This is a genomic window from Neomicrococcus aestuarii (assembly GCF_014201135.1).
GTDB lineage: Bacteria > Actinomycetota > Actinomycetes > Actinomycetales > Micrococcaceae > Neomicrococcus > Neomicrococcus aestuarii.
Genome location: NZ_JACHDR010000001.1, coordinates 1,484,814 through 1,505,422 on the forward strand (window position 1 = coordinate 1,484,814; position 20,609 = coordinate 1,505,422).

Annotated in this window: 18 protein-coding genes and 3 tRNA genes; 9 read left to right on the forward strand and 12 right to left on the reverse strand. The window is 59.0% G+C overall.

Going from position 1 to position 20,609, the window contains the following annotated elements:
* Positions 1–4: 4 nt before the first annotated feature.
* Positions 5–940 carry a hypothetical protein gene (locus HD598_RS06615; RefSeq protein WP_183664686.1) on the forward strand — a complete coding sequence of 312 codons (936 nt, stop codon included), beginning with the start codon at positions 5–7 and terminating at the stop codon, positions 938–940.
* A gap of 13 nt (positions 941–953) precedes the next feature.
* Here HD598_RS06615 and HD598_RS06620 read toward each other — a convergent pair whose 3' ends face one another.
* From HD598_RS06620 to HD598_RS06630, 3 genes are read right to left on the reverse strand one after another with little or no spacing between them, the layout of a single operon-like run.
* The gene (locus HD598_RS06620) at positions 954–1,586 is read right to left on the reverse strand and encodes a LutC/YkgG family protein (protein WP_157103342.1); all 633 of its coding nucleotides are present in this window, start codon (positions 1,584–1,586) and stop codon (positions 954–956) included.
* 2 nt (positions 1,587–1,588) lie between these two features.
* Positions 1,589–3,136 carry a lactate utilization protein B gene (locus tag HD598_RS06625; RefSeq protein ID WP_183664688.1) on the reverse strand — a complete coding sequence of 516 codons (1,548 nt, stop codon included), beginning with the start codon at positions 3,134–3,136 and terminating at the stop codon, positions 1,589–1,591.
* Positions 3,133–3,942 (reverse strand): (Fe-S)-binding protein, encoded by an 810-nt coding sequence (locus HD598_RS06630; RefSeq protein ID WP_071894350.1) that lies wholly within the window; start codon positions 3,940–3,942, stop codon positions 3,133–3,135. Before HD598_RS06630 ends, HD598_RS06625 begins: the two co-directional genes overlap by 4 nt.
* Before the next feature lie 212 nt (positions 3,943–4,154).
* Between HD598_RS06630 and HD598_RS06635 the strand changes: the two genes are divergently transcribed.
* The 3 genes from HD598_RS06635 to HD598_RS06645 all read left to right on the forward strand — a co-directional run bounded on the left by HD598_RS06635 (position 4,155) and on the right by HD598_RS06645 (position 8,714).
* Complete coding sequence (locus HD598_RS06635; protein ID WP_183664689.1) at positions 4,155–5,903, forward strand: L-lactate permease; 1,749 nt, start codon at positions 4,155–4,157, stop codon at positions 5,901–5,903.
* Positions 5,904–5,996: 93 nt separating this feature from the next.
* Entirely contained in the window at positions 5,997–6,734 is a 738-nt protein-coding gene (locus HD598_RS06640) for a FadR/GntR family transcriptional regulator (protein ID WP_183664691.1), read from the forward strand.
* 138 nt (positions 6,735–6,872) lie between these two features.
* Positions 6,873–8,714, forward strand: coding sequence for a glycoside hydrolase family 13 protein (locus tag HD598_RS06645; RefSeq protein ID WP_311538976.1), 1,842 nt, complete (start codon positions 6,873–6,875; stop codon positions 8,712–8,714).
* Between the two features lie 83 nt (positions 8,715–8,797).
* Here HD598_RS06645 and HD598_RS06650 read toward each other — a convergent pair whose 3' ends face one another.
* From HD598_RS06650 to HD598_RS06665, 4 genes are all read right to left on the reverse strand, one after another.
* Positions 8,798–9,439: a DUF305 domain-containing protein gene (locus HD598_RS06650; RefSeq protein WP_183664693.1), complete on the reverse strand. Its 642-nt coding sequence runs from the start codon at positions 9,437–9,439 to the stop codon at positions 8,798–8,800.
* Between the two features lie 666 nt (positions 9,440–10,105).
* Positions 10,106–10,178: transfer RNA gene (locus HD598_RS06655), tRNA-Phe, on the reverse strand.
* Between the two features lie 55 nt (positions 10,179–10,233).
* Positions 10,234–10,307 (reverse strand) — tRNA-Asp (locus HD598_RS06660).
* A 76-nt stretch (positions 10,308–10,383) separates the two neighbouring features.
* Positions 10,384–10,456 (reverse strand) — tRNA-Glu (locus tag HD598_RS06665).
* A gap of 161 nt (positions 10,457–10,617) precedes the next feature.
* On the opposite strand from HD598_RS06665, the gene HD598_RS06670 reads away from it, so the two are divergent.
* Together HD598_RS06670 and HD598_RS06675 are read left to right on the forward strand one after the other, a co-directional pair.
* Positions 10,618–11,010 carry a metallopeptidase family protein gene (locus HD598_RS06670; protein WP_183664695.1) on the forward strand — a complete coding sequence of 131 codons (393 nt, stop codon included), beginning with the start codon at positions 10,618–10,620 and terminating at the stop codon, positions 11,008–11,010.
* A 240-nt stretch (positions 11,011–11,250) separates the two neighbouring features.
* On the forward strand, positions 11,251–12,297 hold the full coding sequence (locus HD598_RS06675) for a C40 family peptidase (RefSeq protein WP_183664697.1): 1,047 nt from the start codon (positions 11,251–11,253) through the stop codon (positions 12,295–12,297).
* Positions 12,298–12,375: 78 nt separating this feature from the next.
* Here the strand turns inward: HD598_RS06675 and HD598_RS06680 are convergent, their stop codons facing one another.
* Complete coding sequence (locus HD598_RS06680; protein ID WP_084637151.1) at positions 12,376–13,359, reverse strand: universal stress protein; 984 nt, start codon at positions 13,357–13,359, stop codon at positions 12,376–12,378.
* Positions 13,360–13,518: 159 nt separating this feature from the next.
* Between HD598_RS06680 and HD598_RS06685 the strand changes: the two genes are divergently transcribed.
* Together HD598_RS06685 and HD598_RS06690 are read left to right on the forward strand one after the other, a co-directional pair.
* Positions 13,519–15,000, forward strand: coding sequence for an NCS2 family permease (locus tag HD598_RS06685; RefSeq protein ID WP_260170504.1), 1,482 nt, complete (start codon positions 13,519–13,521; stop codon positions 14,998–15,000).
* A 25-nt stretch (positions 15,001–15,025) separates the two neighbouring features.
* Positions 15,026–15,394: an RNA-binding S4 domain-containing protein gene (locus tag HD598_RS06690; protein WP_071894356.1), complete on the forward strand. Its 369-nt coding sequence runs from the start codon at positions 15,026–15,028 to the stop codon at positions 15,392–15,394.
* Here the strand turns inward: HD598_RS06690 and HD598_RS06695 are convergent.
* Together HD598_RS06695 and HD598_RS06700 are read right to left on the reverse strand one after the other, a co-directional pair.
* Positions 15,391–16,110, reverse strand: a complete 720-nt coding sequence (locus HD598_RS06695) for a DUF1345 domain-containing protein (protein ID WP_071894357.1) — start codon at positions 16,108–16,110, stop codon at positions 15,391–15,393. The two genes, HD598_RS06690 and HD598_RS06695, sit on opposite strands and share 4 nt — an antisense overlap.
* A gap of 128 nt (positions 16,111–16,238) precedes the next feature.
* Positions 16,239–17,594 (reverse strand): MFS transporter, encoded by a 1,356-nt coding sequence (locus HD598_RS06700; RefSeq protein WP_183664701.1) that lies wholly within the window; start codon positions 17,592–17,594, stop codon positions 16,239–16,241.
* 161 nt (positions 17,595–17,755) lie between these two features.
* Between HD598_RS06700 and HD598_RS06705 the strand changes: the two genes are divergently transcribed.
* The gene (locus tag HD598_RS06705) at positions 17,756–18,778 is read left to right on the forward strand and encodes a LysR family transcriptional regulator (protein WP_311538977.1); all 1,023 of its coding nucleotides are present in this window, start codon (positions 17,756–17,758) and stop codon (positions 18,776–18,778) included.
* A 57-nt stretch (positions 18,779–18,835) separates the two neighbouring features.
* Here the strand turns inward: HD598_RS06705 and HD598_RS13310 are convergent, their stop codons facing one another.
* Together HD598_RS13310 and HD598_RS06715 are read right to left on the reverse strand one after the other, a co-directional pair.
* Positions 18,836–19,990: a hypothetical protein gene (locus tag HD598_RS13310; protein ID WP_221244612.1), complete on the reverse strand. Its 1,155-nt coding sequence runs from the start codon at positions 19,988–19,990 to the stop codon at positions 18,836–18,838.
* A 128-nt stretch (positions 19,991–20,118) separates the two neighbouring features.
* Positions 20,119–20,424: a thiamine-binding protein gene (locus tag HD598_RS06715; protein ID WP_183664705.1), complete on the reverse strand. Its 306-nt coding sequence runs from the start codon at positions 20,422–20,424 to the stop codon at positions 20,119–20,121.
* Positions 20,425–20,609: the final 185 nt, after the last annotated feature.

Consider the following 20,609-nt stretch of genomic DNA (forward strand, 5'->3'; position numbering starts at 1 on the left):
TCCTGTGGCGAGCTTGCGGATTTACGAGCGCCTCGAAGCATTTCCCGCGGGCGAGCAAGCCAAAATTCTGGCGCGCCCGGATCTCACCAATCAGCAGATTGATGCGGCGGAGCGCGAAGAGGCCATGCAACGGTCGATTCAACCGGACGTGGATCCGTTTCCGAAGAAACTGGACAGCCCGTACCGTGCCGTCAGTTACCCCACGGAAGAAGGCGGCTTCACGTCCTACTACTGTCCTTCGCAGTTGACGGAGCGCGTGGCTTTGGCGTGCGCGTATTTTGACGATGAGATGCGGCCATCCGTGCGCGAGGCCATCATTCCGGTGCCTGCACGCGAGAGTTTCTCGATGCGTGCGGCGGACTACTTTGGCCGAAGCTTGGACGATTTCTTGCGGGAACACTCGGCGTCCGCCCCAATCACGGATGAGACGTTGGGCGCAGAAACTCCGGCGGAAGAGGCTGAGCAAGATTCCGCCGCGTTCGGCGAAGGGTTGTACTCGCAGCAGTCCACCTGGGGCATTCCCACCACCTGGTTTTGGCTCATTGATCCAGCCGAAGACGTGACCGTGGTTGAAGCCACGCACGATCCCCAGCACGGCCTCAACGGCGACATCACCGGCGCCCGCGTGTTGGTTCCGATGAGTCAGGCCCTCGCGCGGCTCACGTACACGGCCGCATCCATGGCCCTTCACGCACCGCAAGTGGACCTCTTTGACGACCTGACGGATTTGTCCCGGTGGCTTGGCCGGTTCTCCAAGGACTCGATTGTTGAAGTGGATTACGGCAAGCTCGCGCAGTACGTATGGCCGGATGATTCGTCCCGCGACCTGCGCGATTGGCTAGGAGCCATCGAGGACAAGGACGTCACCACGGCCACGCTCGCGTACCGGCGGTATATGAGCCGGTGGCTTAGCGTACGCGGAATTTCGCGCAGTAACTAAGGGCTGAATGTAACTAAGCGTCCTCCACAATAATCACGCTCAATCGCCGCGGTCCGTGCACGCCTTCAACACGCTCCAGCTCAATATCGCTCGTGGCGCTCGGCCCCGAAATCCAGGTCTGCGGGTGGCTTGGTTGAAGGCGCGGCAAGGCTTCCGGCAGGATTTCCACGATGGTGGATGCTGGCACCACGCACACGTGCTGATCGGGGACTAGGCTGATGGCGCGCCGGCCCTGGGTGGGCGTTCCGTCCAAAATGATGGTCCCAGATTCCGCCACGGAGACCGCACTCGAAGTCAGCACCGCATCCGTTGCATTCAACTGGTCAACCGGAACTGGAGCCTCTGAGGAATCCGTCACGACGTCCGCGTCAGCAACCCCAGCAATCCACTGAGCGTCCAAACCATGCGGCACCACCACAGAACGGGCATTGGCCAAAAACTCCGCGATGGCCCCCTGAAGATCGGTTGCCAGAACAACTTTCACTTCTGCTTTATAGTCCACTAAGCGGTCAGTGAGATGGTCAATGAGTTGCTCCTGGTTCATGGTTCCGGACTGGCGGTAATCTCGCGGAATATCAGTAACTGGCGCATCGCCTTGCAAGGCCACCCGCACGCGACTCAAGATGTCTTCTTTTGCACCCACGATTGTCACTCCCCTTGCTTTCCGGTTGGCTTTGGAGACGCTTGAGACTGCTGAAATAGCTGAGGCCCCTGCGACTTTTGGAACTTTTCGCGCTGCGCCCACTGATCCCGAAACGAGGATTGTGGCGGCGCTGGAATGTCGCGGCTACTCGTCCAGCCGCCCGCGATGCCCGGCAGCCACGAAATCCTCTGGTCCTTGCCCGCCAGCAAACGTCCCGCCGGCAAACCCTTCTCCAAGAACTTGAGGCGCGTTCCGGAAGATAGCGCCCACGAGGCACCCTTCATCAAAACATCCATCTCGGTAGGCGCCTTCCGTACCGAATGTTGCGCTTCAACATCTTGAGCGCGCAGATCAATCAGGATCTCCGGAATGTTGATCTTCACCGGGCATGCATCAAAGCACGCACCGCACAAGGACGAAGCGTACGGCAGTGAAGAATTCTCCTCCGCCGTGATGCCCGTGAGCAATGGCGAGAGGATTGCACCGATCGGTCCCGGATACGTGGAACCGTACGCGTGACCACCAGTCCGCTCATACACCGGACACACGTTCATGCACGCGCTACAGCGAATGCAATGCAGCGCGGAGCGGCCGTTCTTATCCGCCAAAGCACGTGTTCGACCATTATCCAGCATCACCAAATGAATATTCTGCGGACCATCTTGGCCGTTCTTACCCGTCCACAAAGACGAGTACGGGTTCATTCGCTCGCCGGTCGAGGACCGTGGCAACAGCTGCATAAAGACACCCAGGTCCTCCCAGCGAGGCAGAATCTTCTCGATTCCCATCACGGTAATCAGCGTTTCCGGTAGCGTCAGGCACATGCGCCCGTTGCCCTCAGATTCCACCACGCCCAAGGTCCCCGTCTCGGCAATTCCAAAGTTCGCTCCCGAAATCGCCACCTTCGCATTCAGGAACTTCTCGCGCAAGTAAGCACGCGCCGTCGCCGCGAGTTCTTTTGGATTATCCGTCAGGTCAGGGGAGGCGTTAGGAATTTCCGCACGGAAAATATCACGAATCTGCGTGCGGTTTTTGTGAATTGCGGGCACCAGAATATGGCTGGGCCGATCATGCCCCAGTTGCACAATGAGCTCGGCGAGATCGGTTTCAATCGCGTTGATGCCCAGGCTTTCAAGGTGTTCGTTCAGCCCGATCTCCTGTGTAGCCATGGATTTCACCTTGACCACTTCCGTCTCACCGGTCGCACGAATCAACGAAGTCACAATCGCGTTCGCCTCAGTCGCGTCGTTCGCCCAGTGGATCACACCGCCGCGCGCGGTAAACGCGGCCTCGAACTGCTCAAGTAGCTCCGGCAAACGCGCCATCACGTTTTCCTTGATCCGCGAACCGGATTCACGTAGGTCCTCCCAGTCCGGCAACTCGGAGACGACGTTGATGCGCTTGTCGCGAATGGTGTGGGTGGCATGGCGCAGGTTCGCGCGCAGTTGCTGGTTCTTTAGTTCGCGCTTCGCTGCGGTCGGAAACTTTTCATGGGCGAATAAGTTGCCTTCGCCGCGAGTACGCACGGCTGGAATTCCTAGGTTGATGCTCATCGAGTTCCTCCATTAAGTACGACGACGCCGCCTTGCGCTTCGGGAATCACTAGCGGGTTGTCGCGGGTGCTTGCGAGAATTTCCGCGAGATGCACGGTGCGTGCTTGAGAGCCACGGCGCGAGAGGCCGCCACCGATATGCATGAGACACGAAGCGTCGCCGCCGGCGCACAGGCTGGCACCGGAAGCCTCAATCGAATCCGCCTTGTCTTCGAGCATGGCGGTTGAAACGTCGGAATTCTTGATCGAAAACGTACCACCAAAGCCGCAGCACTGATCAGCTTCAGGAAGCGGCGCAAACTCAAGTCCGTCAACGCTTTCCAGCAAGTTTCTCTGCCGGTCACCCAAGCGCAAGAGACGCATGCCGTGACAAGACGGGTGATACGTCACCTTGTGCGGGAAGTAGGAACCGAGCTGCTCGGCGGCGTTCGTGACGTCCAGAACATCGGTCAACAGCTGAGACAGTTCGTAGGTTTTGGCGCCCACTTCCTCGGCGTCCGCCGCGAGCCCTGCGTCACCACAGCGGTGAGCCAGCATCGGGTGCTGATGTTTGACTGACGCAACACAAGAGCCGGAAGGCGCGACGGCGACGTCGTAATCACCGTGCGAAAAAGCCGCAACGTGATTGCGCACTACCGGGAGCGCATCTTTGAAGTAGCCGGAGTTGACGTGCATTTGACCGCAGCACGCTTGCCCGGTCGGGAAGATGACCGTGTGGCCTAGGCGCTCAAGAATCTCTACCGTGGCGCGCGCGGTGGCTGGATACATAGCATCCACGATGCACGTGCTGAACAGTGCTATCCGCATGTTGACCTCTTCTGACACTGCCTAGATCTGAGGGATCCCGGCATTTTTATGTGGTCTGACCATACTAGAGTGATCACCGTCATACGTCTAGCTTCTCTAGTCTGGGGCCGATTTTGTGAAAAGGCTCACACTTTTCCGAAAAAGGCGGTATATTTGTGGTCAGACCATTGTGGTCAGACCATATCCCCCGATCATCGCTTGAAAGACCTCACATGGAAACATTCACCCCCGTGACGGATCCCGTCGCAGGCAGCGTCTTCATTTCGGCGCTCGTTGCAGTCATTCCGCTTCTCACATTTTTTGTGCTGCTCGCCGTCGTCAAGACGCGAGCCCACGTCGCTGGCCTGATTTCGCTTGTCGTGGCCATTGCCGTAGCAATCTTCGCGTTCCATATGCCTGCGCAAATGGCCGTCATGTCTGGCGTGATGGGTGGCGTGTTCGGCGCGTTTCCCGTGTTCTGGATTGTGGTCATGGCAGTCTGGCTCTACCAAGTCACCGTTCTGAGCGGCCGTTTCGAGGACTTGCGCCGCGTCTTTGACGTCATCGGCAAAGGCGACGTCCGCATTCAGTCCATCCTGATTGCCTTCTGCTTCGGCGGCCTCTTGGAAGCCCTCGCCGGCTTCGGCGCCCCGGTTGCGATTACCGCCACCATGCTGTTGGCACTGGGTATTCCGCCGCTTCGCGCTGCAGTCGTTGTGCTGATTTCCAACACAGCCCCCGTTGCGTTTGGTGCCGTGGCAATTCCCATTACGACGGCGGGAGCCCTCACCGGCCTGCAGGCCGATCACATTGGTGCCATTGTGGGCCGTCAATCACCTCTTTTGGCGTTCATTGTGCCGTTGATCCTGCTGTTCCTTCTCGACGGTAAGAAGGGCATTAAAGACTGCTGGCCAGCCGCCTTGGTCATTGGTGCATCCTTCGGCGTTGCGCAGTTCTTGTGCTCCAACTACTTCTCTTACGAACTCACGGACGTCGTGGCCGCCCTCGTTGGCATCGGTGCCGCCGTGGTGTTGCTGCGCTTCTGGACTCCCAAGAACCGCGACGAAGCGCGTGCGCGTATTTGCACCCACACCTCTTCTCTTGAATCCCAGAAGGTGGGCTCTGGTGTTTCCGGTTCTTCGGGCGCTTCCGGCACCGGCGCATCCCATTCGTCCGACGAAAACCATCTCACCCCCATGCGCACCTGGTTGGCTTTGTTCCCGTATTTCTTGGTCATTGTGATCTTTGGTGTCGCCAAGCTGTGGACGCTCGGCGTGAACATTCCAAAGGCTCTCTCTGCCACCGATGTTCTGGTGCAGTGGCCATTGCTGCACGGTTCCATCGTGGACGCGGCCGGAAATGCCGTCTCTTCTACGGTGTATAAATTCCAGTGGCTCTCTAACCCGGGCACCTTGTTGCTGATCACCGGAATCATCGTGGCGCTCGTGTACTCGAAGTACAACGGCGGGGGCCGCTACGCTCTCAATGTAGGCGACGCTTTCGCAGAAATCGGCCGCACCCTATACCGCATGCGGTGGGCCGGACTCACCATCGTCTCGGTTTTGGCACTCGCCTACGTGATGAACCTTTCCGGCCAGACCGTCAGCATTGGTACGTGGCTTGCCGGCGCCGGCGCCTTCTTCGCGTTCCTCTCGCCGATCCTCGGCTGGTTGGGCACGGCCGTTACCGGTTCCGACACCTCCTCTAACGCCCTGTTTGCCAAACTTCAGCAGACCGCTGGCATGAATGCCGGCATTGATCCGAACTTGTTGGTTGCCGGAAACACATCAGGTGGCGTGGTGGGTAAGCTCATCAGCCCACAGAACCTCGCTATTGCAGCAACCGCTGTTCAGCTCGATGGCAAGGAAGCCGTGATTCTTCGCAAGGTGGTGGGCTGGAGCATCGGCATGTTGTTGGTCCTGTGCATCTTGGTCTTCTTGCAGTCCACCCCGATCCTCGGGTGGATGATTCCGACTCCGTAAGCTTGTCCTCGGAGCAGTTTCTGCGTCGTAGAGTGCCGGACCGTGGCCTGCTTTGGCTTCGGTCCGGCACTCTCTGCGTGAAAGAATAATCAAATGGGAGAATCATCAAGCGAGAGCTCATCCTTTGCCTACGAAGTGGTTCTAGAGGTGATTGAGCAAAAGCTTCGGTCAGGCGAACTAAGCATTGGCGACCGTCTCCCGAGCGAACGCTCCATGGCGGCCGAGTTCAATTTGTCCCGAGCATCCGTGCGGGATGCCATCCGCATTCTTGGTGTCCTGGGACTGGTCCGTTCATCCACGGGTTCGGGCCCCAATTCTGGGACCATCATCATTTCGGAGCCCGTGGCGGGCCTGGCCGCCGCCCTCCGCCTGCATGTGGCTTCACGGGGACTAGCCGTAAAGGAGATTGTCCGCACCCGCATCATTTTGGAAACCGGTGCCGCACTTGAAGCGGTCATCGATGACAGTCCAGAAACTCTCGCGAAGCTAGCTCAAGCTCATGAGCTGTTGGCGAGAATGGACGACCCCAAACTGGATAGAAACGTTTTCCACGAACTCGACACGCAATTCCACGTGCTGCTGACATCGCTCTCCGGGAATGCTGTGTTGGAAGCCATGATGGAATCCGTACGTGTGTCAGTTCGCGATTACGTGGCTAATTCCATCACGACCGACGAAGCCTGGTTGCCCCTCGCCACCGAACTCCGCCATCAACACCACGGGATTCTCGACGCATTTGAGTCCAACCAATTGGAAGACGCCGCGCGGCTACTTCGGTCTCACATTGAGTGGTTCTACGGCACCGCCACCGAGGACATGAAACAACGATAACGCTTCCCCAACGGTGGAACGCCCGTACGAGTGGAAACGTTTACACCTCATGGTTAGACTTGTCTGAAGGTCCATCTCTGCGGCGTTTGCCGCGGGACATGGCGCCTGTTCTTACCGCCTCATCATCAGGGAGTTCTTGTGAGCCCAACGGAAAACAGCACGTCAACGCACACTTGGTGGAAAGATGCGGTCATTTATCAGGTGTATCCCCGCTCTTTCGCCGATTCCAACGGTGACGGCATGGGCGATCTCAATGGCGTGCGCTCCCGAATTCCGTACCTCAAGAACTTGGGCGTGGACGCCGTCTGGCTTTCTCCTTTTTATACGTCGCCACAAAATGATGCTGGCTACGATGTAGCCGACTACCGCAACGTGGATGAGCGCTTCGGTACTTTGGCCGACTTCGACACCATGCTTGCCACCGCTCACGAGGCAGGCCTCAAGGTCATCGTTGATCTTGTACCCAACCACACCTCAGACCAGCACGTGTGGTTCCAGGAAGCGTTGGCCTCTGAGCCGGGATCGGTCGCCCGAGAGCGTTACATTTTCCGCGATGGCAAGGGCGAAAACGGTGACGAAGCACCAAATGACTGGCAGTCCGTTTTTGGCGGCGACGCATGGACTCGCGTCACCGAAGTTGCCGGACCCAATGCGGGTAAGCCGGGTCAGTGGTACCTGCATCTCTTCGACACCACCCAGCCGGATCTGAACTGGGACAACACAGAGGTCCGCGCCGAGATGGAATCCGTGCTGGAGTTCTGGCTGGATCGTGGCGTGGATGGTTTCCGTGTGGACGTTGCCCACGGCCTCATTAAGCACCCGGAGCTGCCGGATTACCGCGACAAGGTTTCCATGGTTGCCGGCGAGGAGCACGACGACGCCGCAGCTAACGTTGCGCCTGACTCCGGCACCGCCGAGTCCCGCCACTTTGAACTCGTCGACGAAGAAATCACCGACCTCGTGTCCGGCGAATCCGTAGACACGAGCGGCAACATGATGACCGGCTCCCCTTACTTCGATCAAGAGGGCGTGCACCAGGTCTACCGCGAGTGGAATGAAGTCCTCGCGAAGTACGATGGCGATCGCATGATGGTAGCCGAGGCGTGGGTAGAGCCCATGTCCCGCATCTTCCGCTACGTCCGTAGCGATGAAATGCAGCAAGCGTTCAACTTCGGCTTCTTGCTCGCCGGGTGGGATGCCCAGCGCATCTTCGCCAACGTGGATGAGACTCTGCGCGAAGCCGCCGTTGTTCAGGCACCAGCCACCTGGGTGCTCTCCAACCACGACACCGTGCGCCACTCTTCACGCTTCGGCCTGAGCGACCCAACCACGTACCCCAAGGGTATTGCGGCAGAGGACGAGCAGCCTGACGAGCGTCTGGGTTGGCTCCGTGGTCGCGCCGCCGCGATGATCATGCTGGCACTGCCGGGATCCTCGTACGTGTACCAGGGCGACGAGCTATCTTTGCCCGAGCACACTACGCTCCCCCACGAATTCCGTCAGGATCCGTCGTTCTTCCGCACCAACGGTGAAGAGCGCGGCCGCGACGGCTGCCGTATCCCGATGCCATGGGATTCCACCCAACCCGGTTTCGGATTTGATGTGGCAGCGACCGCAAGTGAGGCACCTGCTGATGCTGCGTCGTCGTACTCACCGTGGTTGCCGCAACCGGAGAGCTACCGCAACTATGCAGCAGATCGCCAAGTCGGCGTGGAAGGCTCCACGTTTGAGCTGTACCGTGCGCTGCTTGCCGCGCGACGCGAGCGTGGGCTGGGCACCGGCGAGCTTGCCTGGGCTGAGTTCAATGCGCCCGAGCATGGCATCCTCGCGTTTACGAACGGAACCGTGACGCTCCTGGCCAACACCTCGAGCACTCCAGTGGATCTGCCCGAGGGCCTTTCGGTGCTCTTCGCCTCCCACGACGAGGCCGTGTTTGAGGGTCAGCTTGCTGCGGATTCAGCCGTTTGGTTGGAGCAGTAACAAAGGCCTGAACTGAAAAGTGGTTCCTCGATGGCGCTATGAAACTTTGCCATCGAGGAACCACTTTTCTTTAACGCATCTCTTTAACTCATCGCCGCGAGCATCTTCTTCATCTGCGTGATTTCAGCCTTCTGACTGGTGATGATGTCCTGCGCTAACGCAATGACGTCCTTGTTCTGGCCACCGGAAACCTCATCCTCAGCCATCTCAATAGCGCCCTCATGGTGACCGATCATCTGCTCCAAGAGGAGCTTCGAAGCATCCTGCGTGTTCGCGTCCTTGAGCTCCTGAATGCCGGCGTCCGACACCATTCCGTCCATGTTCATGTTGTGGCCGCTCTGGCTAGACATCATGGACGGCTGGCCCCAGTCCTCGAGCCACCCCTCCATCTTTTCGATCTCTGGGCCTTGAGCGTTCTTGATGTTGTTCAGCAAAGTGGTCATCTCATCGCTCAAACCGCTCTTGGCAAGGACGATCTCGCTCATTTCCACGGCCTGCTGATGGTGCGGAATCATCATCTGAGTGAACATGACATCGTCCATATTGAAGTCGGCGGTGCTCGAAGAGGCACCGGACGCGGAACTGCTGGAGCTCGAACCCATCATGTGGCCCGAAGAGGAGTGATTCATGCTCTGGTTGGTAGAGGTGGAACAAGCGCTCAACACCAGCGAACCGGAGACGGCAATAAGTGCAAGCGCGCCAAGGCGCTTCTGGGTGTTTTTCATGGAAGTTTGACCTATCTGTGTAGTCATGTGTGAGCTCGGCAATATGACGGGACCACGGCATGAAAGTCATGCGGCGCCCGCGCGCGGGACTCACGTGCGACTAATACGGAGTTTCTTCAGATCCGGCGGCAGCGCAGCGGCCTCAACTGGACTCCACTCCACGGGCTGACAAAATCGCCAGGTTGGTTTCGAGTCCGTTTCGGGCACCACAGCGCTAGGCGACCATGGTTCTTTCACAGATCCCGAGAATCCAACCCACGCGTCGGCAACGGGTTGCATGGGACAGCTGGTGGATAAGCAACTATGTCCGTCGGAGGCAGAAGTGCTCGCGGTTGTACTCGCAGATGCACTGGCAGCGGAATGGTGCGAATGCGAAGTTGCGGCAGCGGCGTCGTCGTATTGGGGAATCAAATGCCCCTCAGCGGCATGCTCAACCGCACCCGCGCCTAAGAAATGGGCGAGCAACAGGAGGACCGTCAGCAAGACTTTAGACATTTCCGCCATGGCGCACACCTCCCAACTCTCCACTCCAGATTAGCACCGTTACCCCATGGGGGTATAGAGCTGGGCGGGGATAACCGCAGAAGTGAGAAAGAGAAATGGGGAATCTACCCGGAGAAGTTAAAAGTTGAACCCCCGCGATGTAGAAGCTACGCGGGGGTTCAGTGGCTCCGACCGGCGTCGATCCGGTGACCTTTCGATTTTCAGTCGAACGCTCTACCAACTGAGCTACAGAGCCAAATGGCCGGTTACCCGGCCATTTGTACTGTCTTCCATCGCTCTGGAAGAAAGAGCGACCCTGACGGGACTTGAACCCGCGACCTCCGCCGTGACAGGGCGGCGCGCTAACCAACTGCGCTACAGGGCCATTTGAACGATTTTTACTCGCTCACAAGACCAAAACTTTACCAGAGGAATTACCTTTAGCAAAATCAGTTCTTGCGTACCCCCAACGGGATTCGAACCCGTGCCGCCGCCGTGAAAGGGCGGTGTCCTAGGCCGCTAGACGATGGGGGCAAGGACATTTTCTCGAAAGCGATTTCTCGTCTTTCCAGAAGTTGACCGTATCAACTATAGGGCACTTTTCGGCCAACGCAAAACTGAGATATGCCCTCACGTGCGAGATCTAGGTCACCTGCTGCTGCGGCGCCCTTTCAACAAGCCGATAGGCTCACTAAATGCCGTTCCCCATGAGTGATGACGAGTTCCAGGAATGCGTTGAGCGAGCCCTCGCCCGCATGCCGCGGTCCGTGATGAAGAAATTGGAAAACGTTGCCATATTCATTGAGGATCGCTACTCTCCCGAGATTCATGAGTACGACGACGCTGGCTCGCCTCAGGATGGCGGGCTCGTTTTGGGCTTATATGAGGGAACGCCGCTGACGGAGAGGACGTGGGACTCCGATGCTGGAGCGTTACCCGATCGCATCTTTTTGTACCAAGGGTCGATCCTAGAAATCTGTGAATCCGTCGAACAGGTGGAGCGCGAAGTTGCCATCACGATCGTTCACGAAATTGCCCATCATTTCGGGATTGACGACGATCTTTTGCACGAGCTGGGATGGGGATAAGTGGAAGTTTTGACTATCCACTGGCTTCCTGTGAGCAAGCATCGGTATTGCCAACGACCAGGTCGATACCTAATCTTTATCAAACGGTGATCATTTCGTGATCTTTCAGGCGATCCCTAGCCCGAAAGATTCTGATGATTAACACGCAAGCGAGACGTCCCCGTCTCAATTGCCCCCAATCAGCACCCGCATGGGCGTGATGATTCACCGCGTCAATGTCACCCAGAGTCAGGAAAGCCTATGCGGGCCCATCAGACCTTTAGCACCCTCGCTTGCTCCCTTCTATTGGGAAGCACCGTCCTTGCCGGCGCAGCTGCTCCGGCCGCTCAAGCCGCCGATGCAACCTTCGCATCATCGACTGCCAGCTCTACGGTTGCTTCTTCGGGAACAAACTCCTCTTCTAACGCCGCCTCTATCAAGGTCGCGACCGCCGATGCACTTCCGGCAAACGTTTCAAGCCAGTCCGCCGCTGAGCGCGAGACCTTGGCTTCCACTCTTGATGCTGTTATCGATTCCAACAGCAAAGCACTCCAGCAGCTTGAAGCCGTCACGCTGGAAGGCATGAACGCTGAAGTCAGCGACGCAGCAACCGCACAGAAGGCCTCCGAGGCCTACGACGCGAAGTCCGCTGAAATCACCAAGGCCAACAAGGATGCTTACGCCAAGCTTGCCGAAGTAAACGGCACCACGGCAGCCACCGAGCAGAAGCGCTCGGAAGCACGCCTCTCAGCTGCGGCAGACGCCGAGCTAGCTCTTGCCACGACGGAAGCACCAGTTGCTCCGGACACCGCAATTTCACCACTTGCTGACCCGTTCGGCACGGACACCACCGTTGCTGGCGCTCAGGGCGCTTCGGCCGCTTCTTTGGGTAGCACGGCCACCATCAGCACCGCCGTTTCGGCCGCGTTGACGAAGTCCTACGCTAAGAGCTGGGCCACCACGGTTGCTCGCAACAACTACTACTTGTACCGCTACGGCTACGTTGGCCCACGCTACTTCGACTGCTCCGGCTTCACGAAGACCGCGATGTCCAAGTCTCAGATCTCGATCCCACGTACTTCTTCCATGCAGTACGCCGGATCCCGCACCAAGGTTTCCTTGAGCAACCTGCGCATCGGCGATCTGATCTTCTGGACCTCTAACGGCGGTAGCAGCTTCTACCACGTGGCCATGTACATCGGCAGCGGAAACATCGTGCACGCACGTAACCCAACTACGGGAATCTCCGTCACCAAGATGAACTACGCCGGCATGACGAACATCTACCGTTACGGTGTGCGTTACTAAAAACCGCTAGTCATGACAGTGGGAGGGCCCAGCTGATTTTTCAGCCAGGCCCTCCCACTGCTTTTTTAAGATCGTTCTTTAGTTGAAGTTCTTGCGCTCTTCGAGGCGTGAATCTTCTCCGTCCGGAACCACCATGACCGGGCCGTTTGCATGGAACAGCACGCCCTGGCTCGTGGAACCCAACAGCATTCCGGCGAATCCGCCGCGACCGCGCGAACCCGTCACCAGCAGCTTCGCGGTTCGCGACTCATCAATGAGGACTTCCACCGGCGAACCCTCAACAACATCAGATTCGAACTTCAGATTCGGGTAGTAGCTCTTGAGCCACCGCTCCCCTGCGTCCAATTGCGTCCGGAGGTCGCGGAACACCGCCTCTTGATCGATAGTTGCCGGAACCCACGCGAGAGATCCACCGAGCGGTGGAATCGCGCAGATCACGCGCAAGGTCACGTCTTCTGCAATAGCCCGGTCGGCGGCCTTGAGGACAGCGAGGCGAGCGCGCTCGGACCCATCAACACCCACCACAATGACGTCTCGAACCTCGGTGCGGTCCTTGGCCGTCAACGGCACCACCAGGGTGGGGCACTTGGAGTGCGCTGGGATCGCCGCGGAGACGGAACCCAAGAGTCGGCCCATAAATCCTCCGCGACCGCGACGGCCCACCACCATGAGGTCGGCCTCTTCAGAAAAGTCCAAGAGCACGCCGGCGGCGTCGCCGGACTCTACAAAAGTGCGCACCTCGAGTCCCTGCTCAACGAAACTGCGCACGTGAGTGGCAGCGTCCTGAACGGTTTCAAGCGCGCCCGCACGGAAGGCGTCGTCGTCCATGCTCGCGTACCCAGCGTCCATGCTGGAAGCGGCAAAAACGGGGATGCTGTAAGCGGTGACAATATTCAATGGCACCTTGTGATCAATGGCCTCTTGCGCCGCGAAGTCGAGGGCGTTCAACGATTGTTCGGAGCCGTCCACGCCAACCGTCACGCCATTCGCTGTGGCCGCCTGAGCGGACTCACCGTGAACGCGTCCAGAGTCGGAATCGTGGGCCTGTGGTGTCTCGTTCATGAGTGACTCCTCACTGTGTGCACTGATTCGAGATACCTCTATTGAACACCTACTTTCCCCGTCCAGCTAGGGAAAATCGAAAGTTTTTTACAGCTTGTAGAAAACGTGACGAAACCTCGGCGTAACCCACTGGGGCATTGCGCGGCTTAAGCTATGCACATGGAAAACCGCACCGCACCTGCTGGGACCACTCCCCCAAGCAACACCACGCTTGGGGCCGTGGATCGCTACTTCAAAATCACCGAACGAGGATCAAACTACAGCCGCGAGATCCGCGGCGGCCTGGCCACCTTCTTCGCCATGAGCTACATAGTGGTCCTAAACCCCCTGATCCTGTCTGGAGCAGACGGTTCTGGACAAGTACTCGGCCTCGGACGCGTCGCGGCCGCTACGGCCCTCGTAGCGGGCATCATGACCATCCTGATGGGCGCTTGGGGTAAGCACCCATTCGCAATGGCCACCGCCCTCGGCGTCAACGCTTTCTGTGCCATCACCGTGGCCACCAACCCCGAGCTCTCGTGGCAATCCATGATGGGCTTGGTCCTGCTCGCAGGCGTCACCATGTTCGTCTTGGTGCTCACCGGTTTCCGGACCGCCGTGTTCAACGCAGTCCCCGCATCGCTCAAGACCGCCATCGTGGTGGGTATCGGCATGTTCATTTCGCTGATCGGCTTCGTGAACTCGGGCTTCGTCCGCCGCCTCCCCGACGCCGCCGGCACCACCGTCCCCGTGGGCTTGGGCCACGGCGGCGAGCTGACCGGCTGGCCAACCCTCGTGTTCATCGTGGGCTTGCTCGCCACCATTGCTCTCATGGTCCGCAAGGTCAAGGGCGCCATCCTGATCGGCATCGTCATTGCCACGGTGCTCGCCAACATTCTCGAGGCCGTCTTCAAGATCGGCCCATCCTTCAATGCGGACGGCACCCCGAACCCCGAAGGCTGGTCCTTGGTGGTTCCCCAGCTCCAAGGCTGGTCGCTTCCTGATCTCTCCCTCATTGGCAACGTAGACGTCTTTGGCGCGTTTGGTCAGCTAGGAGTCACCGCGGCTGCACTGCTGGCGTTCGTGATCCTCTTGTCCGTCTTCTTCGACGCCATGGGCACCATTGTGGGCTTGTCCAACGAAGCCGGCACCGTTGATAAGGACGGAAACATCCCCAACGTTGACCGCGTCCTGATGGTGGATGCTCTGGGCGCCGTTGCAGGTGGCGGCTCCGGCATCTCCTCCAACCAGGTCTTCGTAGAGTCCGGCGCAGGCATTGGTGAAGGCGCCCGCACGGGCCTCGCATCGATCGTCACGGGTGTGCTGTTCTTGCTCGCGATGTTCCTAACGCCGCTCATCAACCTTGTTCCGTTCGAAGCCGTTGCCCCAGCGCTTGTCACGGTGGGCTTCTTGATGATTTCCCAAGTCACCCGGATCGATTGGAACGACGTCGGAATCGCCATTCCAGCGTTCTTGACCTTCGTGATGATGCCGTTCACGTACTCGATCGCCAACGGCATTGGCGCTGGCTTCATCGCGTACGTCTTCATCCGCGCCGTTCAGGGCCGTGCCAAGGAAGTTCACCCGCTCATGTGGGTTGTCGCCGCTGCGTTTGTGCTGTTCTTCGGCATCGGTGTGATCGAAAACGCGCTGCAGGTCTAGTAAAGAGAAGCACTGAAAGCACTGCATGAGTGACCGAATTGATGCGTGGTTGTGGTCGATCCGCGTCTATAAGACGCGATCGGCCGCCACCGCGGCATGCCGCGCGGGCCATGTCCGCCTCAACGGAAACCCCACGAAGGCCGCCCAGACTATTGTTCCGGGCGACACCGTTCGTGTCCGGCAATCCGGTTGGGAGCGCACCTTTGAAGTGCTTCAAGTGATTCAGAAACGAGTGGGTGCGGAGGCCGCGCAAAGGGCGTACATCGACCACACGCCCGAGCGGCCCCGCATCGCCATTCCCCAAGTTGCTGCTCGAGATCGCGGCGCCGGCCGGCCCACCAAGAAGGATCGTCGCGAGTTGGACCGCCTGAGAAGTTCTTGGGCTGAGGACTAGCCCGCGCCCTGCGCGAGCGAAACCACGAGGTTGACGGACACCGCCAGCACCACCGCTCCGAGGATGTAGGAGACCAGGCCGTGCCGAAACGCTTCATGCCGAATGGCGGAGGATGAAATGTTGGTGTCCGACACCTGGTACGTCATGCCCAGCGTGAAGGACAAGTACGCGAAGTCCCGATAGCTCGGAAAATCCTTCTGATTGAAGCTCACTCCGCCCACCTCTTCGGCGTTGGCGGCGGAAAGATCCACAATTCCGGCCCGCAAGAGCTCCGAATAGTACAGATCCGCATAGCGGACCACGAACATCACGTGCACCAAGATCCAGGACCCTGCCACCGACGCGATTCCCAGCAGCCCCTCCCACGGAATAACTTCTGAGGTCCCTCCGCTGGCCGATCCAACCAACAACGCGGCCACCCCCGCGATGGATCCAAGGCTCGCCACCAGCAAGATGGTGTCCATCAAGCCGCGGGCCGGGTCTTCAGCGACCGCGTGGCGCCGCGTTTCCTCGGCGTCCAAGCCTGAGATCACGCGCCACGTCCATCCCGCGAACACCAGCGAGAACACGGACCATCCCAACACCACGGTGAAGATCCAGACGGACCGGGTCACGAGCGCGTGCGCGAGCGTTGCCGCCACCACGGCCAGCACCAAAGAGATGATGGCGCGGGGCAACACTTGCTCCGCGAACGGCAATTTCTGTTCAGAAGCCATGGCCCCATTATGAGCCTCGCCCCGCAGTCCGGGGGTGCGGCACTCACGCGAGTGGCGTCGTCGTACTGGAAATTAAGTACGACGACGCCACGTGGGTTTCGCAAAAATCTTGCGTGGAGAGTTACTTGCTAGACCGTAGGTACCGCGCGTTCGCGAGATGCGCGCTCTTCGGCGTCGATCTCGTGGAGGGAAGCGCCCTTGGTTTCGCGCAGGCTGAGCGCTGCGATGAGCGTGACAACGCTGGCGATCAACAGGTAAATGTTCACACCCATGTAGCCGCCGGTCTCCTTGAGGATGGTGGTGGCGATGATCGGCGCGAGGGAGCCCGCCACGATCGAGGTGACTTGGTAGCCCAACGAGACGCCCGAGTAACGCATGCGCGTGGGGAACATTTCCGCCATGATGGACGGCTGACCTGCATACATGAGCGCGTGGAAGGCCAGTCCAATGATGATCGCCAGGACAATGATGAAGTTGTCCTTGGTGTTGAACATCGGGAAGGCGAAGAAGCCCCACGTGCCGCCCAAAATGGCGCCGGCGATGTAGAGCGGGCGACGGCCCACCTTGTCAGAGAAGTAGCCGACGATCGGTACGAAGATGAAGTGGAAGACGTGCGCGATCGCTAGCAAGCCCAGGATCGCGGCCGTATCCACCTTCAGGGAGCCGAGGTAGACGATCGAGAAGGACACCACAATGTAGTAGAGGATGTTCTCCGCGAAGCGAAGGCCCATGGCGGTAAGGATGCCGCGCGGGTACTTCTTGATAACTTCGCCAACGCCGTAGGAGATGGCCTTAGTCTGTTCTACTTCGGCCTTGGCTTCTTCGAAGATCGGGGCGTCTTGAACGTGCTTACGAATGATATAACCCACGACCACCACTACAGCGGAGAGCCAGAACGCTACGCGCCAGCCCCAGGCGAGGAAGGCTGCGTTATCCAGCACGCTGCGCATGACGAAGAGGACCACGGTGGCGAGCAAGTTGCCGAGCGGAACGGCGGCCTGCGGCCACGATGCCCAGAATCCGCGGCTTTCGTTCGGTGAGTGCTCTGCTACGAGCAGGACTGCGCCACCCCATTCGCCGCCAAGCGCCATGCCCTGGACGAAGCGGAGGAAGACCAAGAGCGCTGGCGCCCAGTAGCCGATCTGGTTGATGGTCGGCAAGCAGCCCATGAGGACCGTCGCGACGCCGATCATCACGATGGTCAGCTGGAGCGTGAACTTGCGGCCGAGCCGGTCGCCGATGTGCCCGAAGATGATGCCGCCGAGCGGACGGGCGACGAAGCCCACCGCGTAGGTAACGAAGGCAGCGATGACTCCGTCGAGGGCGTTTCCGGTTTGGGGGAAGAATTGGGTGCCGAAGACCAAGGCTGCGGCAGAGGCGTAGAGAAAGAAGTCATACCATTCAACGACGGTGCCGGCCATCGAGGCGCTGACAATGCGCTTGAGGCCCGTCTGCTGGCTGGGGGCGCTAGAAGGTGCGCTCATGGAATCTCCTGAGGTGTAGTGATGCGTATCACATGAGTGATCGGCTCTACTATGCCCTGTTGATTTCCGCACGGCAATGGTCAAGAATGCAGACGGTACCTGCAATTCTGCAGATGCGCAGGTGAGTATGAAACATGCCGTGCAGAATTGTTGAGGTGTTCGTGAGCGATTTGTCCCCTCGGGAGACCGGAGGCGGCTCCCCTCGAGACGATTCCTTCGACGGCGGCAGTGCTCTTCCGGGTGCTCTTCCCAGTGCTCTTCCCAGCGCTATTCCCAGTGCTCAAGACCTTCTCATCCTGCGTGCCGTTGCGAAGACTGGATACTTTTCCGAAGCCGCCAAAGAGCTGGATCTGAACCACACCACCATTTCCCGTCGCATCGATGCTCTCGAGAAGATTCTGGGGTCTCACGTGCTGGTGCGCACCTCAGGTGGCTGGCAGCTCACGGATTTGGGGCGTCGAGCCGTTGCCGCTGGCGACCGGGTAGCCGAAGCCGTGGCGACCCTCACGAGCGAATCCCACGCCGATCGCGGCATCTCCGGAGTGGTGCGCCTATCCGCAACCGACGGCATTAGCGCCTATGTCATCGCCCCGGCGGTTGCCGAGCTGCGGAAGGCGAATCCTGATCTGAACGTGGAGATCGTGGCCACCACGCGACGTGCCTCCCAGATTCGCACGGGATTGGATCTCGAGATCGTCGTGGGCGAACCGCAAGTGCAGCGGGCCGAGGTCATTGAACTCGGCGAGTACGAACTTGGCCTCTTTGCCTCCCGCGGGTGGCTTGAACAGAACGAGGCCCCCAGACAGCTTGAGGATGTGCTGCGCTCCCCGCTCGTGTACTTCATCGATTCCATGCTGCAGGTCGATGACCTTGATACGCCCCGCAAGATCCTCCCGGGCATGCGCGATTCCGTGACCTCCACCAACGTGTTTGTCCACGTCTATGCCACTCGAGCCGGAGCAGGAATTGGCTTCCTGCCCACGTTCATGGCGACCGAGCATCCGGACCTGGTCCGGCTCCTGCCGGAAGTACAGCAAAGACTCACCTATTGGCTAGTGGTGCGGCCCGAGAATCTGCAACAGCCCGCGGTCGCCGCGGTGGTGAACGCTATTCGGGAGTCAGTGAAACAAGCGCAACCGTTTCTGCGCGGCGAAGGTCCTAATCCGTTCCTAACTCCACGGTGAATTTCAGCTCGCAAGTCATTCCCTGGCCTGAACACTCAGTTGCGACTCCTCGAAGGATCAGGTCGCTTGGCGTCCGGAGGATCGGCCGCTCAATTCATCTATCACTTTCCGCTCCTTCGAGTTGATGCCCCCGTCAATCTCGGCAATGACAACCGATGCGTCCAGGACGTCGGAAATCTCACCGTCGGTTTCGGAAAGGAGCAACCAGACATCGTCCGGATCGAGGTCAACAACACTCGTAAGCCGCTCGTCGGCGATCTCGTGGCGCTCCCGCGCGAAGCGGATTAGGTGCCGTATCAGAAGCGCCTCGTCGTCGGATATCCGACCGTCTGCATTGATGACGAGCCAGGCAACCCAGAGTAGCAACTGCGGGTGGCGGCTGCGATCCATTAGGCGCTTCGCTACCTCTAGAACGCGAGCTTCGTTGCGAAAGACCGACTGAGCATGCTTTCCCGCAACCACCGTTGTCCCGCGGTTCAGGACCACAGCGAGAGGAATTCCGACAACTGGGATGCCAATCTTGATGAGATTCCGCTGTAGCAAGAACTTCCCGACCACCGGAAGGCCCCTGGCCGCGTTGAGAACGGCCCCAGAATAGAATCGCTTGATCAGCGGCCGCATTAAGGCAGGCACTGCCTTATTAACGCCTTCGCGAACGAACTCGCCACTCTTGACGGTAAAGGCTACGCGAATGAGTTTCCAGAGATCCTCGGGATCGTCAACGTCCAGCGGTACGCCGTAGAGCACGGCGATGTCGTAGGCAAGTTTGAGCTGCAGCTGCGATAGATATGCGATGTCGACCATGACTGTGGCAATTCCCATAGGCACGGTCGCTGGCGAGGAACCGCCGACCGTCCCAATCGTTGCCGCGACGGTCGCCGTGTACGCGCTCGCAGAGAGCCCACCTTCAATGGCGGCGTATCTGGCCGCCATCTTGATCCGTTGGTCGACTATCGCGTCGGGCGGTACACCCTGATACTTGTCTTGGAAGTATTTCGCGTCGACCTTTTCCGCGTAACTTGTCAGTGACGTAGCAAGCAGCCTTGGAAACCAATTGCCATTCTTGATGTCCACGAAGTTGAGGCCTGCCACAAACTCGCGAATACTGTCCCGCTCCCGCTCAACGTCAGCTATATCCTCGGCAGTCGGAGTCTTGGCGTCGATTTCGGAGCCGTCGTCAGAGTTCAGCTCTGCGCGTGAGGAGTTAGACATGCACTCATCTTTCCATCGGGATCGAAATCTTCACACTGTTTCAAAAGCCGCCTAACAATGCGAGTCTCAAATATTGAATGGTGAGACGCTCCGAAGCTCTCAGTGTCCCTAGCTCACAGGAGACCGGTTCAAAGCTGCTCGCCGAGCGCCTTCTCGAGTCGCTCGATCTTTCCATCGAGCTCGCCGGTGTGGCCCGGACGGATATCAGCCTTGAGCACCAATGACACTCTTCCCGAGTAACGGCCCACGGCTTCGGTCGCACGCTTGACCACATCCATCACCTCATCCCATTCCCCTTCGATCTCGGTGAACATGGACGAAGTGCGGTTCGGCAACCCGGAATCGCGGACAACGCGAACCGCGGCAGCGACGGCGTCGTGCACTGAACCGTCCGCATCAGAGGTACTGGGGGCAACTGAGAAAGCAACAATCATTCCCCCAGCATGGCACTTCCGGGTGCCGTGAATGAACCGCGTGACACCGAAGTTCGTGCTCGAAAAGTGGCGTAAGCCGCAAGTTAGTGGAAAAATCGCTACGGCCCGCGTATGTGACACTCGTAAGACTGGCCTTCTATACGGCTTTTGCATCATCGTTAGTCAGCATCACTTCTACCCCTCAT

Coding starts and splice junctions, on each gene's coding strand:
- HD598_RS06625 (WP_183664688.1), bottom strand. CDS start 3,136: ATGAGCATCAACCTAGGAATTCCAGCCGTGCGTACTCGCGGCGAAGGC.
- HD598_RS06630 (WP_071894350.1), bottom strand. CDS start 3,942: ATGCGGATAGCACTGTTCAGCACGTGCATCGTGGATGCTATGTATCCA.
- HD598_RS06635 (WP_183664689.1), top strand. CDS start 4,155: ATGGAAACATTCACCCCCGTGACGGATCCCGTCGCAGGCAGCGTCTTC.
- HD598_RS06640 (WP_183664691.1), top strand. CDS start 5,997: ATGGGAGAATCATCAAGCGAGAGCTCATCCTTTGCCTACGAAGTGGTT.
- HD598_RS06650 (WP_183664693.1), bottom strand. CDS start 9,439: ATGAAAAACACCCAGAAGCGCCTTGGCGCGCTTGCACTTATTGCCGTC.
- HD598_RS06670 (WP_183664695.1), top strand. CDS start 10,618: ATGCCGTTCCCCATGAGTGATGACGAGTTCCAGGAATGCGTTGAGCGA.
- HD598_RS06675 (WP_183664697.1), top strand. CDS start 11,251: ATGCGGGCCCATCAGACCTTTAGCACCCTCGCTTGCTCCCTTCTATTG.
- HD598_RS06680 (WP_084637151.1), bottom strand. CDS start 13,359: ATGAACGAGACACCACAGGCCCACGATTCCGACTCTGGACGCGTTCAC.
- HD598_RS06685 (WP_260170504.1), top strand. CDS start 13,519: ATGGAAAACCGCACCGCACCTGCTGGGACCACTCCCCCAAGCAACACC.
- HD598_RS06690 (WP_071894356.1), top strand. CDS start 15,026: ATGAGTGACCGAATTGATGCGTGGTTGTGGTCGATCCGCGTCTATAAG.
- HD598_RS06695 (WP_071894357.1), bottom strand. CDS start 16,110: ATGGCTTCTGAACAGAAATTGCCGTTCGCGGAGCAAGTGTTGCCCCGC.
- HD598_RS06700 (WP_183664701.1), bottom strand. CDS start 17,594: ATGAGCGCACCTTCTAGCGCCCCCAGCCAGCAGACGGGCCTCAAGCGC.
- HD598_RS13310 (WP_221244612.1), bottom strand. CDS start 19,990: ATGTCTAACTCCTCACGCGCAGAGCTGAACTCTGACGACGGCTCCGAA.
- HD598_RS06715 (WP_183664705.1), bottom strand. CDS start 20,424: ATGATTGTTGCTTTCTCAGTTGCCCCCAGTACCTCTGATGCGGACGGT.